Source organism: Candidatus Obscuribacterales bacterium (assembly GCA_019744775.1).
In the GTDB taxonomy this organism is placed as follows: domain Bacteria; phylum Cyanobacteriota; class Vampirovibrionia; order Obscuribacterales; family Obscuribacteraceae; genus SBAT01.
In genome coordinates, this window is sequence record JAIETZ010000001.1 from 121627 (window position 1) to 145195 (window position 23569).

Consider the following 23569-nt stretch of genomic DNA (forward strand, 5'->3'; position numbering starts at 1 on the left):
GGATTTATTGGCACCTGCGGCTGGAGACCAACAATAGATGAAGAAAATCTTCCTGCTACCAGTCGTGGCAGCTTACATCTCGTTTTTGACGATGTTTTTACCAGTCCTGGCTGAGCCGATTAAGGCACCCGGACTGGCATCGGGAGCCGGGCTTTGGGTTAATCTTTGGAATTATCCCGACGGCGATGTGGACGGTTATTTTGCCCATTTACATGCTCATGGTGTGCGCAACTACTTCATTCAGACTTCGCGCAGCAATACCGAAGCTCTTCGTGAGCCGTCAAAATTTGCCGCCATTATCGATGCCTGTCACAAAAACAATATTCGAGTAATCGCCTGGTCGTTTTCCGAGTTACACAGCCCTATCACGGATGCCGACAAACTTATTTATGTAGCCAACTTTGTGACACCAAGCGGTCAAAGAATTGATGCTGTTGGTGCCGACATGGAGTCTAATGTCAGCTCCGCAAACATAGAGACATATGTACAACGAATTCGTCAGGCTTTAGGACATGACTATCCCATAGTGGCTATTGTCTACAGCCCTTTAAATAGAGCGCAACAAGCCGGTATCACTCCCTGGAAAACAATCGCCAATAACTTCAATGTAATTGCGCCTATGACTTATTGGTCCGGCAAAATGAATACAGTTGATCCATATACATATGCAATCAACAGCATCGCCAAAATTCGTCAGTTGAGCGGTCGCTCCGATGTTGATATTCATATGATTGGCGACGGCATGGGCACTGATTTGCAGCAAATTCTGCAATTCCTCAAAGGTTGCCAGGCAGCCGAAGCCACCAGCGCCAGTCTTTATCCCAACCAGAAGGTTACAGATGATCAACTCCTGGCGCTTCACAAATACACTGATTACATCCAGCCAAATACACGTTTCCGCCTCAAGTGTCTTAAGTCACTAAAAACTTCAGCATCTATTGTCGAGCCGTTTAATTCAGACCCGACGCTGCCTATTTCGCGGTCTGATTTCTACAAATTAGTTGTAACAAGACTGCACATGTTTGCAGGCGCAGAGTCGGTGCAATCAGGCTTTGATGCCTATCAATTCCTCAAGAAAATAGGACACCTGCCCGGATCATTTGCCGCCATGCCGACGCCTGAGTTTTTAAGCCAGCCTGTTTACCCGCGAGAGGCATATGCACTTTTAGCTATGGCAGTTGAACAGAACTTTAGGGCAGCCGCCCAGGGTACTGCTATTACCAACCAGCCAAAAAAGGCGCCCAAACGTTTGGACAGCATTTTCACCCAACCAGCTCAAGCCGCAGGCATTCTTAAACCAATCAATTATTTAGATGCCGCCCAAATGGTTGTCGAGGCCCGTTCAGGGCTCAAGGCTGCCCGCAGGCCTTAATTTCCAAGGCAAAATAAGTCGGAAATATAAGTCAACAATCGAAGACACTTGCTGGTAAAAAGCCTCTATCAGGGGGTAGATTGGAAGTATGAGAGCCATAAACAAATCGAGTCTGCCTATGGAAAACTCCAGGACAGACTATTTTTGTTTATTGACATATCTCTGTTTTATATCCTCCCCACAAAAAGAAGACTGGAGGTGTGACGATGGAAGTCACGGTCACCGGAAGAAATATCGAACTAACAAATGCACTAAAGGACTATTTAAAGGACAAACTGGGCAGAGCTCAGAAGCACTTTGATCACCCGCTGGATGTAACAGCACTTTTAAGTGTGGCAAAAAATCCATCCATCCCGGATAACCAAACAGCTGAAATCACAATCAAAGTAAACGGTTCAATAATTAGAGGACAAGAGTCCACCGAAAATATGTACGCCTCAATTGACCTTGTCGCCGACAAGATTGAGCGTCAATTGCGTAAGTTCAAGACCCGCTACTACCATAAAGGCAACAAGATTCGCGATACCGAAATTCACGAAGAAAACGATGTCTCCGGCTTGCCGGACAACGACGAAGTAGTGAAAAAGGAAATTGCTTTTGAGGAGATAAAACCTCGCATTGTCCGCTCTAAGAAGTTTCCACTTAAGCCGATGTCTCCGGAAGAGGCATGCAGCCAGATGGACCTTCTGGGACACGACTTTTTTATGTTCATCAACTCCGATACCGGTCACGTAAACACGGTATATCACCGTCGTGACAAAAATTACGGGCTGATTGAACCTAAAGCGTAACCAGGGGCTAATCCTAAAGCACAGTTAGGAATAACCCTAGATAAATAGGGCACGGTTAATGCCATAATTCAGAGCCTGATAAAAATTATCAGGAACATTTTCTTGCGATCTATATTCTGAAACAATATGGTTTTCAGCAGAAATATTATGGCTAAAATCCATTATTGGGGCATATCGGAAGTACGGACGTCAAAGGCAATCCCCCGAAAGCAAGACTCATGCACAAACGAATTCTATTGCTGGCAATTTCGGCAAGCTTACTTTTAGCTGGACCCTTATCCACAAGTCCAATGGTTTTCGCCGCCAGCGACCCACGCCTGGTCGAATTGAACAACGAGGGAGTGCGCGCCCTTAATAACAACAACTACCAGTTGGCGATTCAAAAGTTTGAAGAAGCTCTCAAGATAGACAAGGACTACAGCAAAGCCAAGGAAAACCTGGCTATTGCTTATAACAATTACGGTTTGTCTTTGATGAGCAATCCAAAAGAAGCAATTAAGCTCTTTCACAAAGCACTTTACCTGTCACCGGGAAATTCAACGTCTATGAATAACCTGGACGGTATTATCGGATATTTGAACAAAAACCCTAACTCGGCAAAAGATAGAGAAGCTCTAGGTGATGCCGCGCGCCTTGCCGGAGACTTCCAAGGTGCAGCTGTTGAATTTGAAGCTGCCGCACGCATTCAAGCAAATCCCAAAGTTTACTCCAAACTGGGCGATACCTATCGGGTACTGGGAGATTCAGATAGATCCGTGCAAGCCTATCAGAATGCTTCACGCTCGGGAGACAGCGCCGATGTACAAGTAAAACTTGGGCAAGCTTTTCAGGCTAAAAAAGACTTACCTAGTGCTCTTGCCGCTTACGACAAAGCACTGCGCTTAAAACCGGATGATCCGGATGTCTTAGATGCATTAGTCACTGGATGGGAAGAAGCACTTAGAGCGGATCCTATGTCTGCATCCAACCACATCGGCTTGGGTCAAGCTTTGCAGTACCGTGGCGATTTTGATCAGGCTGCGGCCGAATATCAGCAAGCTTTGCGTTTTGACAAACAGAATGCTCTGGCAAATCGCTTGTTGGGCGAATTGGATTCAGCCAAAAAGCGCGCAGCTCTGCAGAAACACATAAACGCCGGAGTGGACTTACAGACACGACAACTCTATGACCAGGCACTTGAAGAATACAAACGAGCCTTGGAAATGGATCCACGCAATGCCAATGTCTACGTCAACATCGGTACTGTTTATCAAGCAAGAGAAGATTTTGAGAAAGCAACGGAAGCCTATAACAAGGCTATGGCTATTGATCCCAATAGCGTGCCGGCACAACAAGGCTTAAAGGCAGCGCAGGAACAATTGCAGCGCAAGAAGATAGCCAACGATGTTAAAGAAGCACTCGACTTGTACAAAGCCGGTAAATACGATGAAGCTATCAACAGATACGAAGCGTTGCTGCGCATCAACCCAAAAGATCCTGTCGCGCACTTTAACCTTGGTGCAACGTATCAAGCAAAAAAAGACATAGATCAAGCCATTGCTGAATACAAGCAAGCAATGAATTTCGATTCCAAAAACGACGACTACAAAAAGGCTTTGGAAACCGCTCTTGAATTGAAAGCGCTGCCAATCGAAGAAGCTGCAGAGAAAAAGCACACGGCAAAAGACTACAGAGGGGCAATCGAACTATACAATCAAGCTATAACCATTCGCCCGAAAAACGCCCCGTGGTGGTACAACCTTGCCGGCGCGCAATACGCTTTTGAAGACTACCCTGCTGCCAAAGAGTCTTACAAAAAAGCTCTTGAACTAGATCCAGTCGGACAGGCAGACAACGCCTATCGTATCGCCATCATTGACGAACACTTGGGTGCCGGCGCCTTGGCTTTAGCAGCATATCGCAAATATGCCGCAGAGCATCCAACGGGTCAATTTGCCACCCTAGCGAAAGAACGCATGAAGGCTTTGTCGGCAAATATTCAAGACACGGTAAAGATCAAAGGCGAGCGCGAACTGGCTATGATCAAAGATGCCGAGGAGGCTTATCAAAAAGCTGTTGATCTAACTAAACAAAAGAATTTTGACGAAGCCCAAACACTGTTTCAAAAGGCAATTCAATTGCAACCAAAAGAAGCAGCATATGTCTCCGGCTTAGGCTCAATGTATCAAGAGAAAGGTGACATTGACGAAGCAATTAAATATTATCAACAAGCAGGCACCATTGATCCTAAAAATTCTGCGTTCAAGACTTTGTTGGAGCATGCCTTTGCTCTAAAAGCACAACCCCTGGTTGACCAGGCTTATCAGAAATTCAAAGCTAATGAATTTACAGCGGCAATTGATCTCTATCGCCAAGCGCTATTGATTGTTCCAAACAATGCAAACATCTGGACCAACTTAGGTGCTGCTTATCAAGCTTCCGATGATTTCTTTAGGGCACGCGATGCTTACCAAAAAGCTATTCAATTGGATCCAAAAGGTGAGGTGGAAGATGTCTATCTAATTGCCGCAATTCACGAGCACTATAAACAAGGGGCAGAAGCTCTCGCCACCTATAAGAAATACACAACAGAAGCTCCAGTTGGAGCTAATGTCGAACCAGCAAGAAAGCGCATACAAGCATTGACGGCAAATCTTGGCGCTACTGAAAAGCTGCTCACCTCAGGCGAGAAGGATACTCTCAAGCAGGTGAGCGAATCTTACGATCAAGCCTTGAGCCTGCAACAAGCCGGCAAATATGACGAGGCTTTACCGTTATACAAAAAGGTCGTAGAACTAGCACCACGAGACGCCGGCTATGCCTATTCTTTTGGTACGCTCTATCAAGCAAAAGGTGACTTACCGCAAGCAGTAATGTGGTACGAGAAAGCAATTAGTCTTGATTCGAAGAATACTGATTACAAACAAGCCCTCTCAGCAGCCATAGCACTAAAAGCTCAACCATTTATTGAAGACGCCGAAAAGAAACATACGGCAGGAGACTTTACCGGAGCTATCGAGTCCTACAAGAAAGCGTTGGAAGCCACTCCTAACGACGCTCACACGTGGTCCAACTACGCAGGAGCCCTGCAGGCAAGTGATGACTTCGGCGGTGCACGCGGCGCCTATTCCAAGGCAGTTGAACTTAATCCAAAAGGAGAAGTCGAAAGCTTCTTTTACTTAGCTGCTCTTGATGAACACTTCGGTCAGGGACAAAAAGCACTAACAGAATATCAAAGATACGTTACCGCTGCGCCTCACGGCAGCAACGTCGCTCTTGCTCAAGCTCGTATCAAAGCCTTGTCACTTGATCCAACCAAAGTCGAAAAACTTGCCACATCAAAAGAAAGACAGCAGCTAGCAACGGCAGGAACCGCCTACCAGGATGCGATTCAATTGCAACAAGCATCCAAGTTTGATGAAGCCATCGCCAAGTACAAAGAAGCGATTGCTGTGCAGCCAAACGAAGCTTCTTATTGGTACAGCATGGGAACAGCATATCAGGGCAAAGGCGACATAGACGGTGCAGCAGAAGCATATGCTAAAGCGTCTGCACTGAATCCAAAGGAAAAACAATATTCCGACCTAGTGTTATCACTTAAGGCCGGCAAGGCTGGTTCTATTACAGATGAAGCAATTGCAAAACATACTGCCGGTGACTTTGCCGGTGCTATTGAACTCTACAACAAAGCCTTGGCAATTACACCAAACGCCCCTCGTACCTGGAGCAACTTGGCCGGAGCATATTCAGCAATAGACAATTTCTCACAAGCACGCAGCGCCTATCAAAAAGCCGTTGATCTAGATGCTAAAGGCGAAGCGGATTCTTGGTTCTACTTAGCTTCACTGGACGAGAACTTCAACCAAGGACCAAAAGCTATTCAGGAATATCAAAAGTATTTGCAACTTGCTCCTAACGGCAATTCAGCTCAATACGCCCGTGAAAGAGTAAAAGCACTGACAGCCAATCCAACTGCTGTCCAACGCATGCAAACATCAAGTGAGAAGGCAAAAGCCGGAGAAGCTAGAGCCTCTTTCGATCACGCCGTCCAATTACAAATAGACGGCAAACTCGACGAAGCTATTGCTGAGTACAAGAAAGCTCTGACAGTCGATGCTAATGATGCTTCCGTTTGGTACAGCATGGCAACTGCGTATCAGGCAAAAGGAGACTTGGATGAAGCTATAAATGCCTACACCAAAGCCATACAGCTGAATCCCAAGGAAGCCAGCTATCGTCAGTATTTGACACAAGTCAAACAATTGAAGGCTGATCCATTTATCAAATCAGCATACGAAAAACAAACAACTGGTAATGACTTAGACGGTGCAATCGCTGATTATTTGAAGGCAATTTCCTTCTACGAAGACGGTAGCTCACACTTCAGTTTGGCTACTGCCTACCAAGGCAAGAATGACTATGCCAAAGCTCTTGCCGAGTACAAGAAAGCCTTGCAGATGGATCCCAAGCAAGTTGAAGCCTACTATTACATGGGTTCAATTTACGAAGCGTTGAATCAACCGGCCTTAGCCGTAGGCGAATACAGAAAATATGTGCAAGTTGCACCAACTGGACAAAACTCAGCTGATGCCAAAGAAAGAATCAAGCAACTAGCTTCGGTGAAGTAAGTGAGACATTGGTCTCTTGCTTGTTTAGTCCTGCTCTTTTGCACAAGTGTTTATGCAAAAGAGCCTTTGACACCAGCAAAAACAGACTACTTTGATCTTTTGTCATCTGATGGATGGCTCATGCGCTGGCCGAAAAAGAAATTGCCGATTAAGATCTATCTGGAAGACGGTTCATCTGTCTCAGGCTATCGTTCACAATTCAGAGATATATTAATCAGTTCATTTTATTCCTGGAGTGATGCCAGCGGAGGCAAGCTAAGTTTTGTTCGCGCGGCAACTGAAAAAGAAGCGGATATTATTTGCACTTGGACCAAAACCTGGAATGACGGTATCAATTTACCTGCAGGAAAGCCAAATGCCGGCTCAAGCATTTATGAGGAATTCGATGAAGCCGGTGTCGGCAATATAGTCTTGCTCAAAGTGCGTATAAAACTTCCGACGAGACGGGCTAACGACGGCGCTGTCGTCACAGACGCGGAGATGAAATGTACCTGTCTCCACGAAATAGGACATGCGCTAGGGATTGATATTCACTCGGCTAACAGCAAGGACATGATGTTCCGGTTTAACAATGCTTTTAAGGTTAAGCCAAATCTATCTCAGAGGGATGTTCACACAATTCAAAAGTTGTATAGCACTTTAGATTAGAACTGGTATTATTGGCCCATGAAAAAGGCAGTCTCGACCCATACGCTTCAAAAATATAAGCAGTCTGGTCGCAAAATTGTGGCTCTGACCGCCTACGACTATTCAACAGCCAAAATGCTCGATCAGGCAGGCGTAGACTTGATTCTGGTCGGCGACAGCCTGGCAATGGTGGCTCTGGGACATAAGACAACGCATGCCGTAACTGTCGAAGAAATGCTTCATCACACCAAAGCTGTAACTAGGGGTGTCGAAAACGCATTTGTCGTGGCTGACCTCCCTTTTATGAGCTACCAAGTGGACTTAACCCAGGCAATTACGAATGCCGGACGATTTATTAAAGAAGCTGAAGCTCAAGCCGTTAAGTTGGAAGGGGCTACTGAGTTAAACATAGAAATTATCACCCGCCTAGTTGGTATGGGTATTCCTGTGATGGGACATCTAGGGTTTACGCCACAATCAATTCATGGATTGGGCGGAACACGAGTGCAAGGCAAGAAGGCCGAAGAAGCAGTAAAGCTAATGAAAGATGCTGTGGCATTGCAAGATGCGGGTGTATTTAGTCTTGTGCTGGAAATGGTGCCTGCATTTGTGGCAAAGCTTATTACAGAAAAGCTGACTATACCAACTGTGGGAATTGGTGCCGGTAATGCTTGCGATGGGCAAATTCTTGTCACTGACGATTTACTTGGAAAATACACCGATTTCCATCCACGTTTTGTCAGACGCTATGCGGAATTCTCCAAAGACAGCCAGCAAGCAGTTGCCAACTACGCAAATGATGTAATGAATCAAACTTTTCCAAGTGATGAAGAGTCGTTTTCTCTAGCTAAATCCGAAGAAGACGAATTGCTTGAATTGCTCAACGCATCAACACTACCAACGTGGCCGAGCATTTAATGCAAGCTACTATGCAATTAGTTGAAACAGTCAACGACCTAAAGAAATGGAGACACGGCAAATCCGGGCGCGTGGGCTTCGTGCCGACAATGGGTGCCTTGCACGAGGGACATATGTCACTGGTGCGCCGCGCCAGACAAGAATGCGAATCCGTAATTGTTTCCATCTTCGTCAATCCATTACAGTTTGGACCCTTGGAAGACTTGAACAAGTATCCGCGCCCACTGGAAAAGGATCTTGAACTTTGTCGCAGCGAAAACGTTGACCTTGTGTTTCACCCGTCAGTTGAACAAATGTACACGCCTGGAGGTGGCGAAACAACCAAAGTCGTGCCACCGACAGCACTTACATCAAAGCTGTGCGGTACATTTCGTCCTGGACACTTCACTGGTATCGCCACAGTTGTTTTGAAATTGTTCAACATGGTTGAGCCAACCGTAGCCTATTTCGGCGAAAAAGACTATCAGCAGCTGATGGTCATTCGTAAAATGGTAGCTGATTTGAACGTCCCTGTAAAAATTGTCGGCGTACCAACCCATCGAGCCGAAGATGGGTTAGCACTGAGCTCCCGCAACGTCTATTTAACAGAAGAACAAAGATTTCTAGCACCCGAGTTGTACAACATCCTCTGTAAAGTACGCGATGAGACATTAAGCAAGGGCGTGTCACTCAAATACTCACTGGCTCGCTACCGCGAAATTATACGGCAGCTTCCAGGGACGGAATTACAATATCTGGAAGCATGCGATGCTGATACGCTTGCTGAACTCGAAGAAGCACGCCTACCAATGGTCATACTTGTCGCAGCAAAACTTGGCAAAGTACGACTTATCGATAATCTGATCGTGCGGGACTAGTCTCTTTGACAGTCGCTAATTGCGCTGCATCAACTATGGCATTGGCTTTAATTACTTTCGCATACCACTTGCCGCTGTCTTTTACTGTGCGCTTAAGTGTTTTGTAGTCGACATGTGTGACACCGAAGCGCTTGGAGAAGCCATGCGCCCATTCGAAGTTGTCCATCAATGACCAGACGAAATAACCGCGTACATCGACTCCGTCGTTGATAGCGTCGCGTACTGCAGTCAGGTGATCTTTGATGAAATTGAGACGACGTGGGTCGTGCACTTGTCCGTCTGCGGAGACTTCGTCTTTAAAGGCAGCGCCGTTTTCAGTGATATAGACAGGGGGTAATTGATATTCCGATTTCATGCGATTGAGCAAGCCACGCAACGATGGTGCGTGTACTTCCCAACCCATTTCAGTGTATTCGGAGCCCTTTATTTGTTCGACGTTTCCTTTTTCATTGACCAATGTGCGGAAGTAATAATTGACTCCGACAAAGTCCAGTTTCTGCGAGGTCAGCGCAAAATCTCCCGGCTTCACATCAGGCACATTAGCTCCGTATGCGCTCCAGGCACCTGTCGGGTAATGAGCTTTCAAAATTGGATCAAGGAACCAACCACTGCCTGTTTCCCAAGACATTTGAGCAGCTCTCATATCACCAGGTGAATGTGTCTCAGCTTCTGCAGGAGACAAACTAAACACAATCCCCACTTTGGATTTTGGTTGATCGGCACGAATTGCTTGTACAGCCATGCCATGTCCAACCATAAGATTGTGTGCAACCTGCAATGTAATCTTCTCGTCCTTAATACCAGGAGCGTGTTCACCTGTGTTATTACCCAGGAAGGAAATCACCCATGGTTCGTTGATAGTCATCCAGTTATGAACGCGATCTCCGAGGCGACGTGTCATGCATGCAGCATAATCCGCGAAGTAACCTAATACATCTCTATTAGTCCAACCGCCTTTGTCTTGCAGTGCTTGCGGTAGATCCCAGTGGTACAAAGTGACCCACGGTTCAATTCCGGCGACCAACAATGCGTCAACTACGCGATCATAGAAATCGAGTCCAACCCAATTAACAGGACCGGAACCATTTGGTATCACACGCGGCCAAGAAATGGAAAAGCGATAAGCCTTGATGCCCATATCACGCATGAGCTTAATGTCTTCAGCAAAACGATGATAGTGATCGCAAGCAATGTCGCCTGTGTCTCCATCACGCACTTTGCCGGGAGTATGACTGAATCTATCCCAAATGGACTCGCCTTTTCCGCCTTCGTTCCAGGCACCTTCAATTTGATAGGACGCAGTTGCTGCTCCCCAAAGGAAATGTGGTGGGAAGCTTAGTTGCGTTGAGTTCATTTGATTCTCCTTTTACGTATCTTCGATGTCTTCGTCATCGTCGACATCAATCTGGACTAAGTCTTGGCGGATTTTACGTCTGGATGTTTCTCTATATCTTTGCGACAAACGTGGAACAGCTACGCCTTTTCCTTCTTTGCCGCCGACTTTTTTGACTGCCGCTTCTACCTTGGTTGAAGTGTCCTTGCGCTGCCTCTTTTCATGCTGCGCCTCAGCCACCACTTGTGCGTAACTTTCATATCGCTTTTCGTTGACTTTGTCCATATTGGAAAGGACATTGCATTCGTGCTCAACCAGATGCAAACAATTAGAGAATTTGCAGTCTTCTGCCAGCTCTTTTATTTCAGGAAATTCTTTGCCCACCTGCACAGGCTCCGGATAACGCAAGTCATAGACACTAAAACCAGGCGTATCAGCTATCCAGGTAGCCTCTCCCTTTCTGCCTAACTCAACTGAATACAACTCACTACATGTGGTCACATGGCGCCCAAAGCCGGTCTCTTCCTCACGCTCATCAACTTTGAGTTTCAATCCCGGATGCAAAACATTGAGCAGGCTGGACTTACCCACGCCCGAAGGACCGCTTATGACTGAAATCTTGCCTTCCAGGCACTTCATCAAGTCCTTCAGTCCATTTGAGGTCATAGCGGAGGTAATTATTACCGTATAACCCAATTCCTCATAAATTTTTTGTAAAGGTTCGATCTCTGTTTTTGGCAGCAAATCCGCCTTATTCAGGCACAGTACAGGCATGCACTTCGGCAGCTCCAGCTGGAAATGCACTAGATAGCGATCACATAGGTGAAGGCTCCACTCACGGGGAGACAATGACTGTACAATTACAACCTGGTCCACATTAGCCAATGGCGGGCGGGTTAGCACGTTGTGCCTTTTCCTGACCGCCACGATTACTGCGGTGCCGTTTGCAGTCGAGACTTCATCGAGTTCTACCCGATCGCCTGTGATTATTGAAGTCTTCTCTTTCTTCAGCCTGCCCCTGGCCTGGCACACAAACGTTGAAGCAAGTAAGTCCACATAGACCAGCCAACCACCGGCATGGCCTCGTAATACTACCCCTTCAAGCGGCTGACTCAATAGACCTCCCAGTCCAATTAGGCTACGCTTCTAGGATACAGCTAAAAAGAGATTCTCCCACCATATAATTAGGACATTCGGCAAAGATGACTACGGCAACCATGGAAAGCGAAAAACTAAAAACCAACTCCCAAAGCACTGTCAGCCACATTCGTAACGTGGCAATCATTGCCCACGTCGACCACGGCAAGACAACCCTTGTGGACGGCTTCTTGCGCCAAACAGGCGTCTTTCGCGAGAATCAAGAAGTAGTCGACTGCGTCATGGACTCCAATGACCTGGAGCGCGAGCGCGGCATCACTATTTTGGCTAAAAACACAGCCGTTAAATACAAAGATTTCGATATCAATATCGTGGACACGCCTGGACACGCCGACTTCGGTGGCGAAGTTGAGCGTATTCTCGGTATGGTGGACTCGGCATTGCTCGTAGTCGATGCAGGCGAAGGTCCGATGCCGCAGACACGTTTCGTATTGCGCAAAGCACTTGAGCGCGGACTGCGTCCTATCGTTGTAATTAACAAAATAGATCGTCCAAACATTGATCCGCATATTGCCGTCAACAAAGTATTCGATCTTTTCATCGAGCTAGGTGCAGATGATAAACAACTCGACTTCCCTTATGTATTCGCCTCCGGTGTCAAAGGCTTTGCCAAAAAGCATGTAGAAGATGAAGGTGTTGATCTTCGTCCATTATTGGATTTGATGGTTGAGCATTGCCCACCGCCAACAGGCAATCCGGATGAGCCATTGCAAATGCAAGTAACAATTTTGGACTATAGTGATTACTTGGGTCGTATTGCTGTCGGTCGTGTCTACAACGGCACCGTATCGGATGGTGAGCAAGTCGTCCTTATGAAGGAAGACGGCACACAAGTAAAAGGTAAAGTCAGCAAACTCTTCGGCTTCCACGGACTGAAGCGCCTGGAAATTCAAAAAGCCTCAGCTGGACAAATTGTCGCCTTATCCGGTTTTGCCGGCTGCAACGTAGGCGACACAATTGCTTCGGCTGCCGAGCCCTCAGCCCTTGTGCGCATCAAAGTAGACGAACCGACAATGAAAATGGCTTTCATGGTCAATGACAGCCCATTTGCCGGACAAGAAGGAAAATTCGTCACATCAAGGCAAGTAAAAGAGCGCCTCTATCGTGAGCTCGAGACAAACGTAAGCTTGCGCGTGGAAGACACCGAAGACACCGATACATTTATGGTCAGCGGTCGCGGTGAATTGCATTTGGGCATCTTGATTGAAACAATGCGTCGCGAAGGATACGAATTCCAAGTATCACGTCCGGAAGTTATCGTTCGCAAGATTGAAGATGTTGATCACGAGCCATTCGAGCGCCTTATGATTGACGTACCGGAAGACTTCCTGGGACCAACAATGGAAGCTTTAGGTACTCGAAAAGCCGAATTGCAAAACATGCACGTCGACCGCAACCAGGCACTTCTGGAATTCGTCGTGCCGACACGCGGCTTAATTGGTTTCCGCAGCCTATTCTTGCGCTTAACCAAAGGCAACGGCGTTATGAACCACGCTTTCTTGGAATACCGTCCATGGGTTGGCGATATTGCTCGTCAACGCAACGGCGTTCTTGTTGCCTGGGAAACCGGTGACACCACAGCTTATGCTTTAGGCGGCGCTGAAGATCGCGGCGTATTCTTCATCACTCCAGGAATTCGCGTATACGGCGGAATGATCGTCGGTGAAAGCACACGCCCGCAAGATCTCGATATCAATGTCTGCAAGGCAAAGAAATTGACCAACATGCGTAGTGCCAATAGTGACGTACTCGTCACCCTACAAGCGCCAATGGAAATGGGACTCGAGAAATGCCTCGAGTACATCGAATCTGATGAACTCGTAGAAATTACACCGAAGTCCATCCGCATGAGAAAGCGCGAACTACCGAGAAGGTAGTTTATTCAACGCCCGAACGCGAGATATCTTGCACTACCTTGCTTAATCCAAGTGTGATGCGGGAAAGTGCTGGATAGTTTATTTTGTCCGGTGTATCTGTTGGTTTATGGTAATCAGGATAACGAAATGGTGCAGTGTCCGTCACCATCACAGCTCTGTAGCCTTGGTCCCAGAATGGTTTGTGATCTGACCAACCAACTCCCGGCACCTTGTCATAGATGGCTCCGCCATCTATAGGGAATGATGTTGTCTGTCTAAAAACTCCCACGCATTTGTGTACAAGAGGGCGTGAATTCAGGTCGCCGACAATTCCTATGAAGTTGCCTGTGTTTGGATACAACAGATCAAATGGACGTGGATAACGTTGACTGCCTGGTTCATCGGAGAAATAACCCATTGTCTCCAGGGACAACATGGCTATGATATTTTCATTGGCATCGCCTGCGCGGTCAGCATAGACTTTGCTGCCCATATTGTCTGTTCCCCAATAAGGATTCTCTTCATTTGGGAAAAACACAAATCGAATTGTACGATCGGATTTTTGCTTGGCTAACAAGCGAGCAATTTCCAAATTGCCGGCAACACCTGAGGCATTGTCGTTGGCGCCTGGACAGTTGGGCACGCTATCGTAATGCGAGCCGAGGACAATAATTTCCTTGGGATAGCGATCACCTAGAATCTCCGCTTCCAAGTTGACCATTAGTTTTCCGTCAGTGAGAAACTCTTGTATTTTTGTCTTATAACCATACGACTCGAGTTGTTTGTCGATATAAATAACAGTCTTTTTCAATGAGTCAGCGGTCGAAATATTACGCTCACCAATATCACCGGCAAGATAAGTTATGTGCTTTTGCAGGTCGGCGGAAATTTGTTCTTCTTGCTGACTGAGCGGCAAAAATTTGCCCGTATAACATTTACCCGGCAAATCGGTCATGTACCTAATAAAAACAAACACTGTCAAACCTGCTACAGCCACCAGTGTTATTGCAAAAACCGCCAACGAGCGCATATCAGACCTCAATAGTGAGCATCGTGGGCGAATCTCAAACAATGTTGAACGCCCGTACCGAACTAAATATACAGGATTAAGAGCAGCACCTATAATCTTAGTAAATTTGACAAGGGAAAACTTGATGTCAGGAGACGGCAGGATAGTAAAAGCAACCGAATCCTACGCTTTGATGCGCTGGCTATTTTTGCGCATGCTGGGAATTGTTTATATTGTCGCTTTCCTATCCCTTTGCGTTCAGATGAAAGGGCTCATTGGTTCCAACGGAATACTGCCGGCTCATATACTTATGGAAACTGCCGGAAAAGCCGGAGTTACCTTTTGGCAATTACCGACAGTTGCTTGGATCAATAGCAGCGACACGGCACTGCAACTGATACCACTTATAGGCGCGTTAGCGGCATTGCTTGTCACGCTTGGATTTTTCACCGCACCGGCGTTAGCATTGTGCTGGCTATTCTACCTTTCCATTATGACAATCGGCGGCGATTTTCTCATGTTCCAGTGGGATATCCTGCTTCTGGAGACAGGATTCCTGTCCATCTTCTTTGCGCCCTGGCAATGGTATGAATTCCCCTGGAAAATCCGCGGCAAAGAAGGTGCGTTTGGACAGCCACCAAGAATCATCTTATTTCTCATACGACTTCTATTATTTCGGTTGCTATTTGAGTCCGGACTGTGCAAATTAGCCAGCGGTGACCAGACTTGGCAGAACTTAACTGCACTTACCTATCACTACCAAACACAACCATTACCCACGCCTTTAGCTTGGTTCGGCAATCAATTACCACTTTGGTTTCAACAATTTTCTTGTGGTTTCGTCTTCTTCGAAGAGCTTCTTGTGCCTCTGCTTGTATTTGCACCTTATCGGTTTCGACTAATAGCCGCCGGACTTATGTTTTTCTTGCAGTTTTTAATTGCATCAACCGGAAATTACGCTTTTTTCAATTTACTGACAGTTGTGCTCATTTTCTCTCTGCTGGATGATGCCGCAATATCAAGGTTAATGCCGGCAAGTATAAGAAAGCAGACGCAGCAGTTTGATAACACCAGGGGTCCTAAAAAGACTCAGCGCGCAGCATCCTATGTTTGCCTGGGTCTCTTGATGGTCATAGTACTGTGCCACTTCACGCGTTCTGTTTCTCCGTTTGGTTATTTACGAGAACAAGCTAACGAAATCCTGGCTTTGTCAGCACCATACCAATTTTTCAATCGATACGGACTATTTGCCATCATGACCACATCTCGCCCGGAGATAATCATCGAAGGCAGCGAAGACGGCAATGTCTGGAAGGAATACGAGTTTTACTTCAAACCAGGTAATGTAAAGTGCGCGCCGCCTATCGTGGCGCCGTATCAACCCAGGCTGGATTGGCAAATGTGGTTTGCCGCACTTTCGGATTACGGCAGTAATCCATGGTTTATGGCGTTTGTCAGACGGTTGTTGGATGGACAACCTGATGTTCTCGCACTACTTAAAACAAATCCTTTTCCCGACAAACCCCCTCATTACATAAGAGCGATGACTTTCGACTATCGCTTCACTGGTTTTGACGAACAAAAAGCGACGGGCGCCTGGTGGCACCGCGTCGCCAAAGGTGTTTATTTTCCGGTTGCTACTTTAGGCAGTAATTGAAGTCGACTACTTACGTCTCAATTGCGTCGAGAAGTTGTATTGATCTTCAATGAGCTTAAGTTTCTTCATCGTGCGTCTGTTGTTGATTGCATCAGAAACATTTCTCATGCGCCTCCACATACAGGCATCCATTGCACAGAAGATTTCTTCGTTGTACATAGCAAATTCAAGGTCGCTCAAATAGCCTGCTTGATAGTGCTCAAATACTTTACGCTGCAAAGCAAGCGCCGCTTGCTCATAAGGTGATGTTGGTACAGGCCAGTTCGGCGCAATTAACTGCGCGTTTGCCGGTACGGTAAATAGTAAGCCTGAAATAACTGCTAAGGTGGCTGCGCCTAGACGCAATGCACTGTTCTTCATGATTCCTCCTTACGTAATCAACCAGAGAGTTAAACCCCCTGGCTATGATTTACCAACATCTTGGCAGCCCCAAGCGGTAAAACCCACCAAAGCAGCGCATCTTTACAATGCTTCTGATTTTATCTAACGCAAGTGAATCGATAGACAGTCAATTGCCGATAAGATTTTTGCGGCTGCAGAATAATCGATGGAAAACCTGGCTGATTGACTGCGTCGGGAAAGTGCTGCGCCTCAAGGCAAAACCCCGCGTGCTTACCGTAGGCACCGCCATTGCCTTCTATTGAACCGTCCAGATAATTGCCTGAGTAAAACTGCAAGCCCGGCTCAGTCGTCCACATCTCCATCAGCCTACCTGAGTCTTTGTGATAGACACGGGCAGCCATGGAGACAGAATCGGTCTTATTGAGCACATAATTATGGTCATAGCCATTGTCGGTCTGTCCAATTCGCGCGCCTATGAGTTCCGGCTGGACAAAATCAAAAGGAGTGGCATCGACTGACCTAATTTCACCAGTAGGAATAGCGTCGCGTCCGATAACCGTGTATTCATCAGCATTGACCGTCAGCTCATGATCTAAGATGTCACCGCATCCTGCACCATTAAGATTGAAATAACTGTGATGAGTCAAATTTACAGGCGTCGCTACATCCGTTGTCGCTCGGTATTCGATTCGCAATTGATTGTCGGACGTCAAAGCATAGGTAACTTCCACCACCAACGTACCAGGAAAGCCGCCTTCCAGATGTGGACTCTCTCCGCTTAGAGTTACTGCCGGCTCGGAGTCATCCTTCATTGAAATAATCCGCCAATTTTTTCGATTCAGCCCTGCTCCACCGCCATGGAGAGTATTTTTGCCGTCATTGGCGTCAAGGCGGTAACGGACACCATCATGTTCAAACTGCGCTCCGGCAATACGATTGGCGACAGGTCCAATGATGCAACCAAAGTATGGGTGTTCTGCAAAATATGGCTCCGGATTATCAAATCCAAGAACCACATTGGCACTATTTCCAAAGCGATCGGGAACATGCAACTCAGCTAATGTTGCGCCGTAAGAAAAAATCTTTGCAGACATGCCGCTGTCATTTATTAGTGACAGCACGTCTACAGTTAAACCCTTTACGATTTGTTTATCGCGAGTTATCAATTAGGTGGCTCCGCATCAGCGGAATAGATTATCACGTCCGGCTTCTTGACGAATTGCTACGGCGGCTTGCGGCATGTCTCCTTTCTTCGCAAGCACGCCTTCCAGTTTCTTCCCAGCTTCAGCGGCAGGCACAGGATGATCTAGTCGGATCTTCAACTTTTGGCTCATCGGTTTGTACTAGCAACTTTTTGTGACGAATTTCTAAGAGTGGGTCGCTGCGCCTGTTTGCGCCGATATTCCCAAACAGGGAAATCCTAGTAAAACTTTTCAAGGAACAAGACACCAGAATCACTGCATTTAGTGATTCTGGTGTCTAAAATTGTCCAATTTTCCTCAGTAGATGTAGAGCATCTCTCGGAATTTCGGCAGAGGCCATAGTGAATCGTCAACTACTGACTCAAGGTCATCCGCTATTGATCTCACTTCATTCATCGCCGGTATCACTTTTGATTCGTAAAACTTAGCGTGATCGAAAAGATCCGAATGTGCTTTCTCGTCTTTCTTGTTGAGCTTGTCCAAAGTATCAATGGCCGCCTTCAATTGCGATATCTTGTGAGTCAAATCTTCAAGCATCCTGGTTTGACCACTGATATCTACATTGCTAAGGACGTTTTTCGTAGCGATAACTGCTCCGGCAAGCTGCGTTTGATAAGCAATTGCTGCCGGCATAATCATCGTCGTTGCGATATTGCTTGTGAGCAATGCTTCGATGTTGACCGTCTTGCAATACGACTCAAGCTGAATGTTATAGCGGCTGACCAATTCTTCTTCATTGAGCACTGAATGTGCCTTGAAGAGTTCTTTGGTTTCCTTATCCACAAAACGCGGCAAAGCCTCAATAGTGTTATGCAGATTTGGCAGTCCACGCTTGGCTGCTTCCTTATGCCATTCTTCGCTGTAATTGTCGCCATTGAAGATGATGCGCTTGTGCTCGGTAAGTGTCTTTTGCACAACTTCCTGAACAACATCGTTGAGTGGGCGTCCACCCTTTACGCCTTCTTCAATCTTGGCGGCAAGATAGTGCAACGAATCAGCAACGATTGTGTTTAAAACCGTGTTGGGAAATGCTAATGACTGACTGGAACCAACAGCACGGAATTCGAACTTATTGCCGGTGAAAGCAAACGGTGATGTGCGATTGCGATCGGAGGCATCTCTCGGCAATGAAGGCAGAGTAGTAACGCCTATTTCGATATTGCGAACACCTTTGGCTCCCGACCCACCATTACCGGATATCAATCCTTCGATAATGGCATTCAATGTGTCACCAAGATAAACACTTAGAATTGCCGGAGGCGCTTCGTTAGCACCCAGACGATGATCGTTACCGGCTGAAGCGATGCTAGCACGCAGAAGACCGCCGTATTTATCCAGCGCTCTTAAAATTGCCGTCAACACACAAAGGAATTGCGTATTTTCATGCGGTGTATGACCAGGCTCCAAGAGATTGTTGCCCAAATCATCGGCTAAAGACCAGTTGTTGTGCTTACCGCTACCGTTAACACCAGAAAAAGGCTTCTCGTGGAAAAGACAGCGCAAACCATGCTTCTGTGCCATCTTACGGAAGACTTCCATCAGAAGCATGTTGTGGTCGATGGCAATATTTGCTCCTTCAAAAACAGGAGCCACTTCAAATTGCGCAGGAGCAACTTCGTTGTGTCTTGTTTTGACTGGAACACCTAATTTATAAAGCTCAGCTTCGGCATCCATCATGAAGGCCAAAACGCGCTCTTTAATAGAACCCCAATAGTGGTCTTCCATTTCCTGACCTTTTGGCGGCTTGGCACCAAAAAGTGCACGTCCGGCATTAATCAAATCAGGGCGCAATAGATAAAACGATTCATCAATCAGGAAATATTCCTGCTCAGCACCAACCGTGCAAGTAACCCGCTTGGATTGTTTATTGCCTAAAGCGCGCAGCAAACGCATAGCTTGCTTATTGATGGCATCAAGTGAACGTAAAAGCGGCGTCTTTTTGTCCAAAGCGTGACCACTGTAGGCACAGAATACCGTTGGAATACAAAGAGTCTTGCCCATTGTGCTTTCCATTAAGAAAGCAGGGCTAGTCGGATCCCAACCTGTGTAGCCTCTAGCTTCAAAGGTTGAGCGAATTCCACCTGAAGGGAAGCTCGAGGCATCCGGCTCACCTTGAATAAGAGTTTTTCCGGAAAATTCTAGAATCGCGCCGTCATCACCTGCCGATACCAAAAATGAATCATGCTTTTCGGCAGTCAATCCGGTCATTGGTTGAAACCAGTGAGTGTAATGAGAAGCCCCGCGTCCGATTGCCCAGTCCTTCATGGCATTAGCAACAATGTCGGCAAGAGATGGATCGAGCGGTTCACCTTCCTCGAGCGTCTTCATCAAGGTACGAAACGCTGCTTTAGGTAGAAGGGCTCGCATTGCTTGGCGATTAAATACATTAACGCCAAACATTTCAGCGACGTTTGCCGCCGGCTTTTCAAAAGAATTACGAATGAGGTTCCTGCTGTGCATATTCTGAATTGCTTGCTTACGAAGAGCTGCGCCTTTCATTTTCCTCCTTCATCCCTAAGGGAAGTTGACCGGCTGGTTTCCAACTGGTGTACCGTTTTTTTGCCGATGATCTATTATCGCGCAGTCGTATCAAGATTCCATCAAATTCCAGCACTTAGAATCCAATTGCTTTCAAAATGACACGTTTTTTGCGTTGACCATCGAATTCCGCGTAGAAAATTTGCTCCCAAGGACCTAAATCCAGCTTTCCGCCGGTAACAGGGATGACAACCTGGTGTCCGATAAGCATGCGCTTCAAGTGAGCATCGCCATTGTCCTCACCTGTTTGATGATGGTGATAGTCAGGATTAACAGGTGCCAGCTCTTCAACCCAGGCGTCAATGTCCTTAATGAGTCCGGACTCCCAATCATTAACATAGATGCCGGCTGTTATATGCATGGCCGACACCAAAATCATTCCTTCCTTAATTTGGCTCTCGTTTAAAAAATCGGCTACTTCATCTGTAATTCGAACGTAATCCCTACGCTTTTTTGTATTAAACGATAGGTATTTAGTATTAGATTTCAAATTTTATCCCCCAAAATAGTTATCGCCCTTATTTTCCAAATTAGGCTTGAAGTCTATAATAGATTTAATGGATGCCAAGGGTTCGTTAGTTTGAAACATTAAATGGGCAATCACCATTTGTGATGAATCAACTAGTAGTACTTTTGGGTTATAGGCGGATTAAGGGGGCAGTATTGATACTGGGAATTTATGCGAGGAGCAAAGACACCTAGATCAAATAAAGGTCTTACCCTGGTTGAATTACTGGTGGTAGTTATTATCGTCGGCGTTTTAGCCGCTACCGCACTGCCTAACTTCTTTGGTGCGTCGACCAAAGCAAAAGAGTCAGGCGTTAAGATTAACGCTCACACCACTCACGTTGCTGTTGAATCCTATGCGACGGATCATTCCGGAGTCTATCCAACAAGCGTTGGTGACTTCACCTATTACTTCCCGGGCGGTGACGGCGCTGCCGGAGGTATTCAAGGCGACAAGCTGAAAAACCCATTTGATAATTCGACAGCTTACCCAACTGATGGTTCACCAGCATCATCTCAGGGTGAAATTGCCTACGAAGCAAACGTACCACGGGACGGAGCCTACACTGTTACAGGCTATGGTCAAAACGCCATTGTCATAACGCTGCAACCATAAGATTTTAAATTAGCTAACCACAGGCTTGCGATCGTCGGTTTCATTTTCGATGCCCGGATGCAACTTGCGCAATTTCATTTTTGCCTCTTGCTCATTTGGATTGAGCTTAAGTGCTTTCTGATATGCGGCAAGAGCCTTGTCATTTTTGCCTTGTGCTTCTTGCAGGCGTCCCAGGTGCAACCACAACTGGGGATATGTCGGGCACATTTCAACGGCTTTAGCGAATTCGTCTTCAGCCTTAACCAAGTCACCGGCAGATTCTGCAAGCCATCCTAAATCAACATGTAAGGCTGCCGCTTCCGGCTCCAATTGAACAGCCTGATTCATCTGCTGCATGGCACGTTTCGGCTGACCATGCTCAGACAAAAGAAACGCAAAATCGGCATGAGAAAAACCATCTTTAGGATCACTGGCAAATGCAGTTGTGTATTCTTTTTCCGCTTCGGCAAAATCACCGAGATTGGCATAAGCGAAAGCTAGCGAGCGGCTGTATTTCGCATTATCGGGTGAATAAACCAATGCCCACTTAAACTCGGCTACGGCATCCTTCCATTTACGCACGGTCGCATTTGTCAGACCAAGCTCGTAATGCATTTTGGCGGCCTTAGCATCCAAGTCCTTGCATTCTTGAGCAGTAAACGGAATCGGTTCACCAAGTCCAATTACGACGGTGAACTCAGCAAAAGACCGGAGCGGATTAGTGGTCATCAAGCAAACCAAACACAAATTTCTGTGCGCAGCTTTGAAATCTGGATAAAAGCGAATTGCCTCTTCCAACTCAATTTGAGCTTGTTTGAATTTCCAGTGACGAATGTAATAGCTGGCCAAATAATAGTGTTCGGCAGCAATAAGCTTCTTTTGCTCCGTCTCTTCTGCAGGAGGTAGCTGAGCTACAGCCCGGCTCATAAAAGCCATTACTATAAGAACACATACTGCCAGACCGGCAATTGAACTGCGGCTTTTTAACATGCAGAATTTCCCTCAGACCCCATTATGCCACCGGCATTTTGCAATTACCGCAGGGTAAACCCCGTTTTTATCGCTCCGGTTTCGTTCCACTCCACCTTCGCTTGCCGTCCGGCACTTCCCTGTACGCTCCACTGCGACCGCCTCATCGGCGCTCTTGTTACGCTCCCTAGACAGCCAGGATGGCAATGCCATGCGCTTCGGCAAATTCAATCATTTCCTTTTGGTCAACAATCATTGTGTGACCGGCTTCGACAGCAAGGATGCCACCATTACCTTTGCTGGCCATAGCCTCCAATGTGCTCATGCCGACAGTGGGCGTGTCAAATCGCTCATCACGATTTTCCTTTGCCACTTTCACTACGACTATTGGCCCTCTTGCTAGATTAGCACCACGACGAATTGCTTCATCGGTACCTTCGACAGCTTCAATGGCCATGATCATTTGATCTTTAACCACTACTGTTTGACCAATATCAAGACGTGAAACTTCTTTGGCTAGTTTGAAACCAAAATCGATATCGACATATTCTGTTGCTGTCGGTTGACGCTTAGTAATTGGCCCGTATTCAGGAAACAAGTGACGCAAGAAGTCAGACTGCGACAAGACGCGCATATCGTGTCTATCGAGAAAATCACCCATTGCTCTCTGAATGGTGTCATCATTGAAGTTTTGCAACTTCGACAATTCACGCACTGCCATCCAGTCAACTTTGTGCAAATTCTGCAAAATATTCAGCTTCGGAATTTTGCCGATGAAGACAACGTCTCTTACACCGGCATTTTTCATCAAGTTGTAGTTGCGTCCCAATTGTCCGGGTGCCACCACATGCACTTTCTCGCAATGGCATTCAACTCGTGCTTGTGCTTCTTCCGAGAGCGCAAGAGCAAATATCTTATAGCCTTTCTCTTTGGCAGAGCGAGCCAGCATCTCAGGCAATTTGCCCTCACCGGCAACAAGACCTATAAGCTTGGTGGAATTTTCAGTGACTGTTGCTTGCGGACTCAACACGACTACTCCTTACATGCGATACAGCAATGATGCCTTTAAAGCTTGCCAAGTTTATCATTTTCGGTCTTTCCCTTCCGCCGCAATCGTCTAAGCCTAGACCCTTTCATAAGACAGGACCGGCTTGACATCAGGGATTCAATAGAATTAAACTGGGCTCATAAACACGATTCAGGTTATATATAAGTAGCCCGGTCTGTGGGA

General features: G+C 46.6%; 19 protein-coding genes. 9 read left to right on the top strand and 10 right to left on the bottom strand.

Annotated elements, in window-relative coordinates:
• The first annotated feature begins 37 nt into the window (after positions 1-37).
• The 6 genes from K2Y22_00495 to panC all read left to right on the top strand — a co-directional run bounded on the left by K2Y22_00495 (position 38) and on the right by panC (position 9172).
• Entirely contained in the window at positions 38-1372 is a 1335-nt protein-coding gene (locus K2Y22_00495) for a hypothetical protein (protein ID MBX9876912.1), read from the top strand.
• Between the two features lie 206 nt (positions 1373-1578).
• Positions 1579-2163, top strand: a complete 585-nt coding sequence (gene raiA / locus K2Y22_00500; GenBank protein ID MBX9876913.1) for a ribosome-associated translation inhibitor RaiA — start codon at positions 1579-1581, stop codon at positions 2161-2163.
• A gap of 218 nt (positions 2164-2381) precedes the next feature.
• Positions 2382-6770, top strand: coding sequence for a tetratricopeptide repeat protein (locus K2Y22_00505; protein MBX9876914.1), 4389 nt, complete (start codon positions 2382-2384; stop codon positions 6768-6770).
• Positions 6771-7418: a matrixin family metalloprotease gene (locus tag K2Y22_00510; GenBank protein ID MBX9876915.1), complete on the top strand. Its 648-nt coding sequence runs from the start codon at positions 6771-6773 to the stop codon at positions 7416-7418.
• Between the two features lie 18 nt (positions 7419-7436).
• Positions 7437-8315: a 3-methyl-2-oxobutanoate hydroxymethyltransferase gene (gene panB / locus K2Y22_00515; protein MBX9876916.1), complete on the top strand. Its 879-nt coding sequence runs from the start codon at positions 7437-7439 to the stop codon at positions 8313-8315.
• Positions 8316-8326: 11 nt separating this feature from the next.
• Positions 8327-9172 carry a pantoate--beta-alanine ligase gene (gene panC, locus K2Y22_00520; GenBank protein ID MBX9876917.1) on the top strand — a complete coding sequence of 282 codons (846 nt, stop codon included), beginning with the start codon at positions 8327-8329 and terminating at the stop codon, positions 9170-9172.
• Here panC and K2Y22_00525 read toward each other — a convergent pair.
• On the bottom strand, positions 9144-10526 hold the full coding sequence (locus K2Y22_00525) for a beta-glucosidase (protein MBX9876918.1): 1383 nt from the start codon (positions 10524-10526) through the stop codon (positions 9144-9146). The genes panC and K2Y22_00525 overlap by 29 nt on opposite strands.
• Positions 10527-10538: 12 nt before the next feature.
• Positions 10539-11621 carry a ribosome small subunit-dependent GTPase A gene (gene rsgA / locus K2Y22_00530; GenBank protein ID MBX9876919.1) on the bottom strand — a complete coding sequence of 361 codons (1083 nt, stop codon included), beginning with the start codon at positions 11619-11621 and terminating at the stop codon, positions 10539-10541.
• Between the two features lie 101 nt (positions 11622-11722).
• On the opposite strand from rsgA, the gene typA reads away from it, so the two are divergent.
• Positions 11723-13540 carry a translational GTPase TypA gene (gene typA, locus K2Y22_00535; protein MBX9876920.1) on the top strand — a complete coding sequence of 606 codons (1818 nt, stop codon included), beginning with the start codon at positions 11723-11725 and terminating at the stop codon, positions 13538-13540.
• A 1-nt stretch (position 13541) separates the two neighbouring features.
• Here typA and K2Y22_00540 read toward each other — a convergent pair whose 3' ends face one another.
• The gene (locus K2Y22_00540; GenBank protein MBX9876921.1) at positions 13542-14549 is read right to left on the bottom strand and encodes a M20/M25/M40 family metallo-hydrolase; all 1008 of its coding nucleotides are present in this window, start codon (positions 14547-14549) and stop codon (positions 13542-13544) included.
• A gap of 124 nt (positions 14550-14673) precedes the next feature.
• Here K2Y22_00540 and K2Y22_00545 point away from each other — a divergent pair, with 124 nt between their 5' ends.
• Complete coding sequence (locus K2Y22_00545) at positions 14674-16185, top strand: lipase maturation factor family protein (GenBank protein MBX9876922.1); 1512 nt, start codon at positions 14674-14676, stop codon at positions 16183-16185.
• Between the two features lie 6 nt (positions 16186-16191).
• On the opposite strand, the gene K2Y22_00550 is transcribed toward K2Y22_00545, so the two are convergent.
• From K2Y22_00550 to K2Y22_00570, 5 genes are all read right to left on the bottom strand, one after another.
• On the bottom strand, positions 16192-16545 hold the full coding sequence (locus tag K2Y22_00550; GenBank protein ID MBX9876923.1) for a hypothetical protein: 354 nt from the start codon (positions 16543-16545) through the stop codon (positions 16192-16194).
• A gap of 119 nt (positions 16546-16664) precedes the next feature.
• Positions 16665-17693 carry a galactose mutarotase gene (locus K2Y22_00555; protein ID MBX9876924.1) on the bottom strand — a complete coding sequence of 343 codons (1029 nt, stop codon included), beginning with the start codon at positions 17691-17693 and terminating at the stop codon, positions 16665-16667.
• 15 nt (positions 17694-17708) lie between these two features.
• Positions 17709-17861 (bottom strand): hypothetical protein, encoded by a 153-nt coding sequence (locus K2Y22_00560; protein MBX9876925.1) that lies wholly within the window; start codon positions 17859-17861, stop codon positions 17709-17711.
• A 165-nt stretch (positions 17862-18026) separates the two neighbouring features.
• Positions 18027-20228, bottom strand: coding sequence for a glutamine synthetase III (locus K2Y22_00565; protein MBX9876926.1), 2202 nt, complete (start codon positions 20226-20228; stop codon positions 18027-18029).
• A gap of 115 nt (positions 20229-20343) precedes the next feature.
• The gene (locus tag K2Y22_00570; GenBank protein ID MBX9876927.1) at positions 20344-20757 is read right to left on the bottom strand and encodes a secondary thiamine-phosphate synthase enzyme YjbQ; all 414 of its coding nucleotides are present in this window, start codon (positions 20755-20757) and stop codon (positions 20344-20346) included.
• 189 nt (positions 20758-20946) lie between these two features.
• Here K2Y22_00570 and K2Y22_00575 point away from each other — a divergent pair, with 189 nt between their 5' ends.
• Entirely contained in the window at positions 20947-21390 is a 444-nt protein-coding gene (locus K2Y22_00575; GenBank protein MBX9876928.1) for a prepilin-type N-terminal cleavage/methylation domain-containing protein, read from the top strand.
• Positions 21391-21399: 9 nt separating this feature from the next.
• Here the strand turns inward: K2Y22_00575 and K2Y22_00580 are convergent, their stop codons facing one another.
• Together K2Y22_00580 and lpxI are read right to left on the bottom strand one after the other, a co-directional pair.
• Positions 21400-22359 carry a tetratricopeptide repeat protein gene (locus K2Y22_00580; GenBank protein ID MBX9876929.1) on the bottom strand — a complete coding sequence of 320 codons (960 nt, stop codon included), beginning with the start codon at positions 22357-22359 and terminating at the stop codon, positions 21400-21402.
• 166 nt (positions 22360-22525) lie between these two features.
• Complete coding sequence (gene lpxI, locus K2Y22_00585; GenBank protein MBX9876930.1) at positions 22526-23368, bottom strand: UDP-2,3-diacylglucosamine diphosphatase LpxI; 843 nt, start codon at positions 23366-23368, stop codon at positions 22526-22528.
• Positions 23369-23569: the final 201 nt, after the last annotated feature.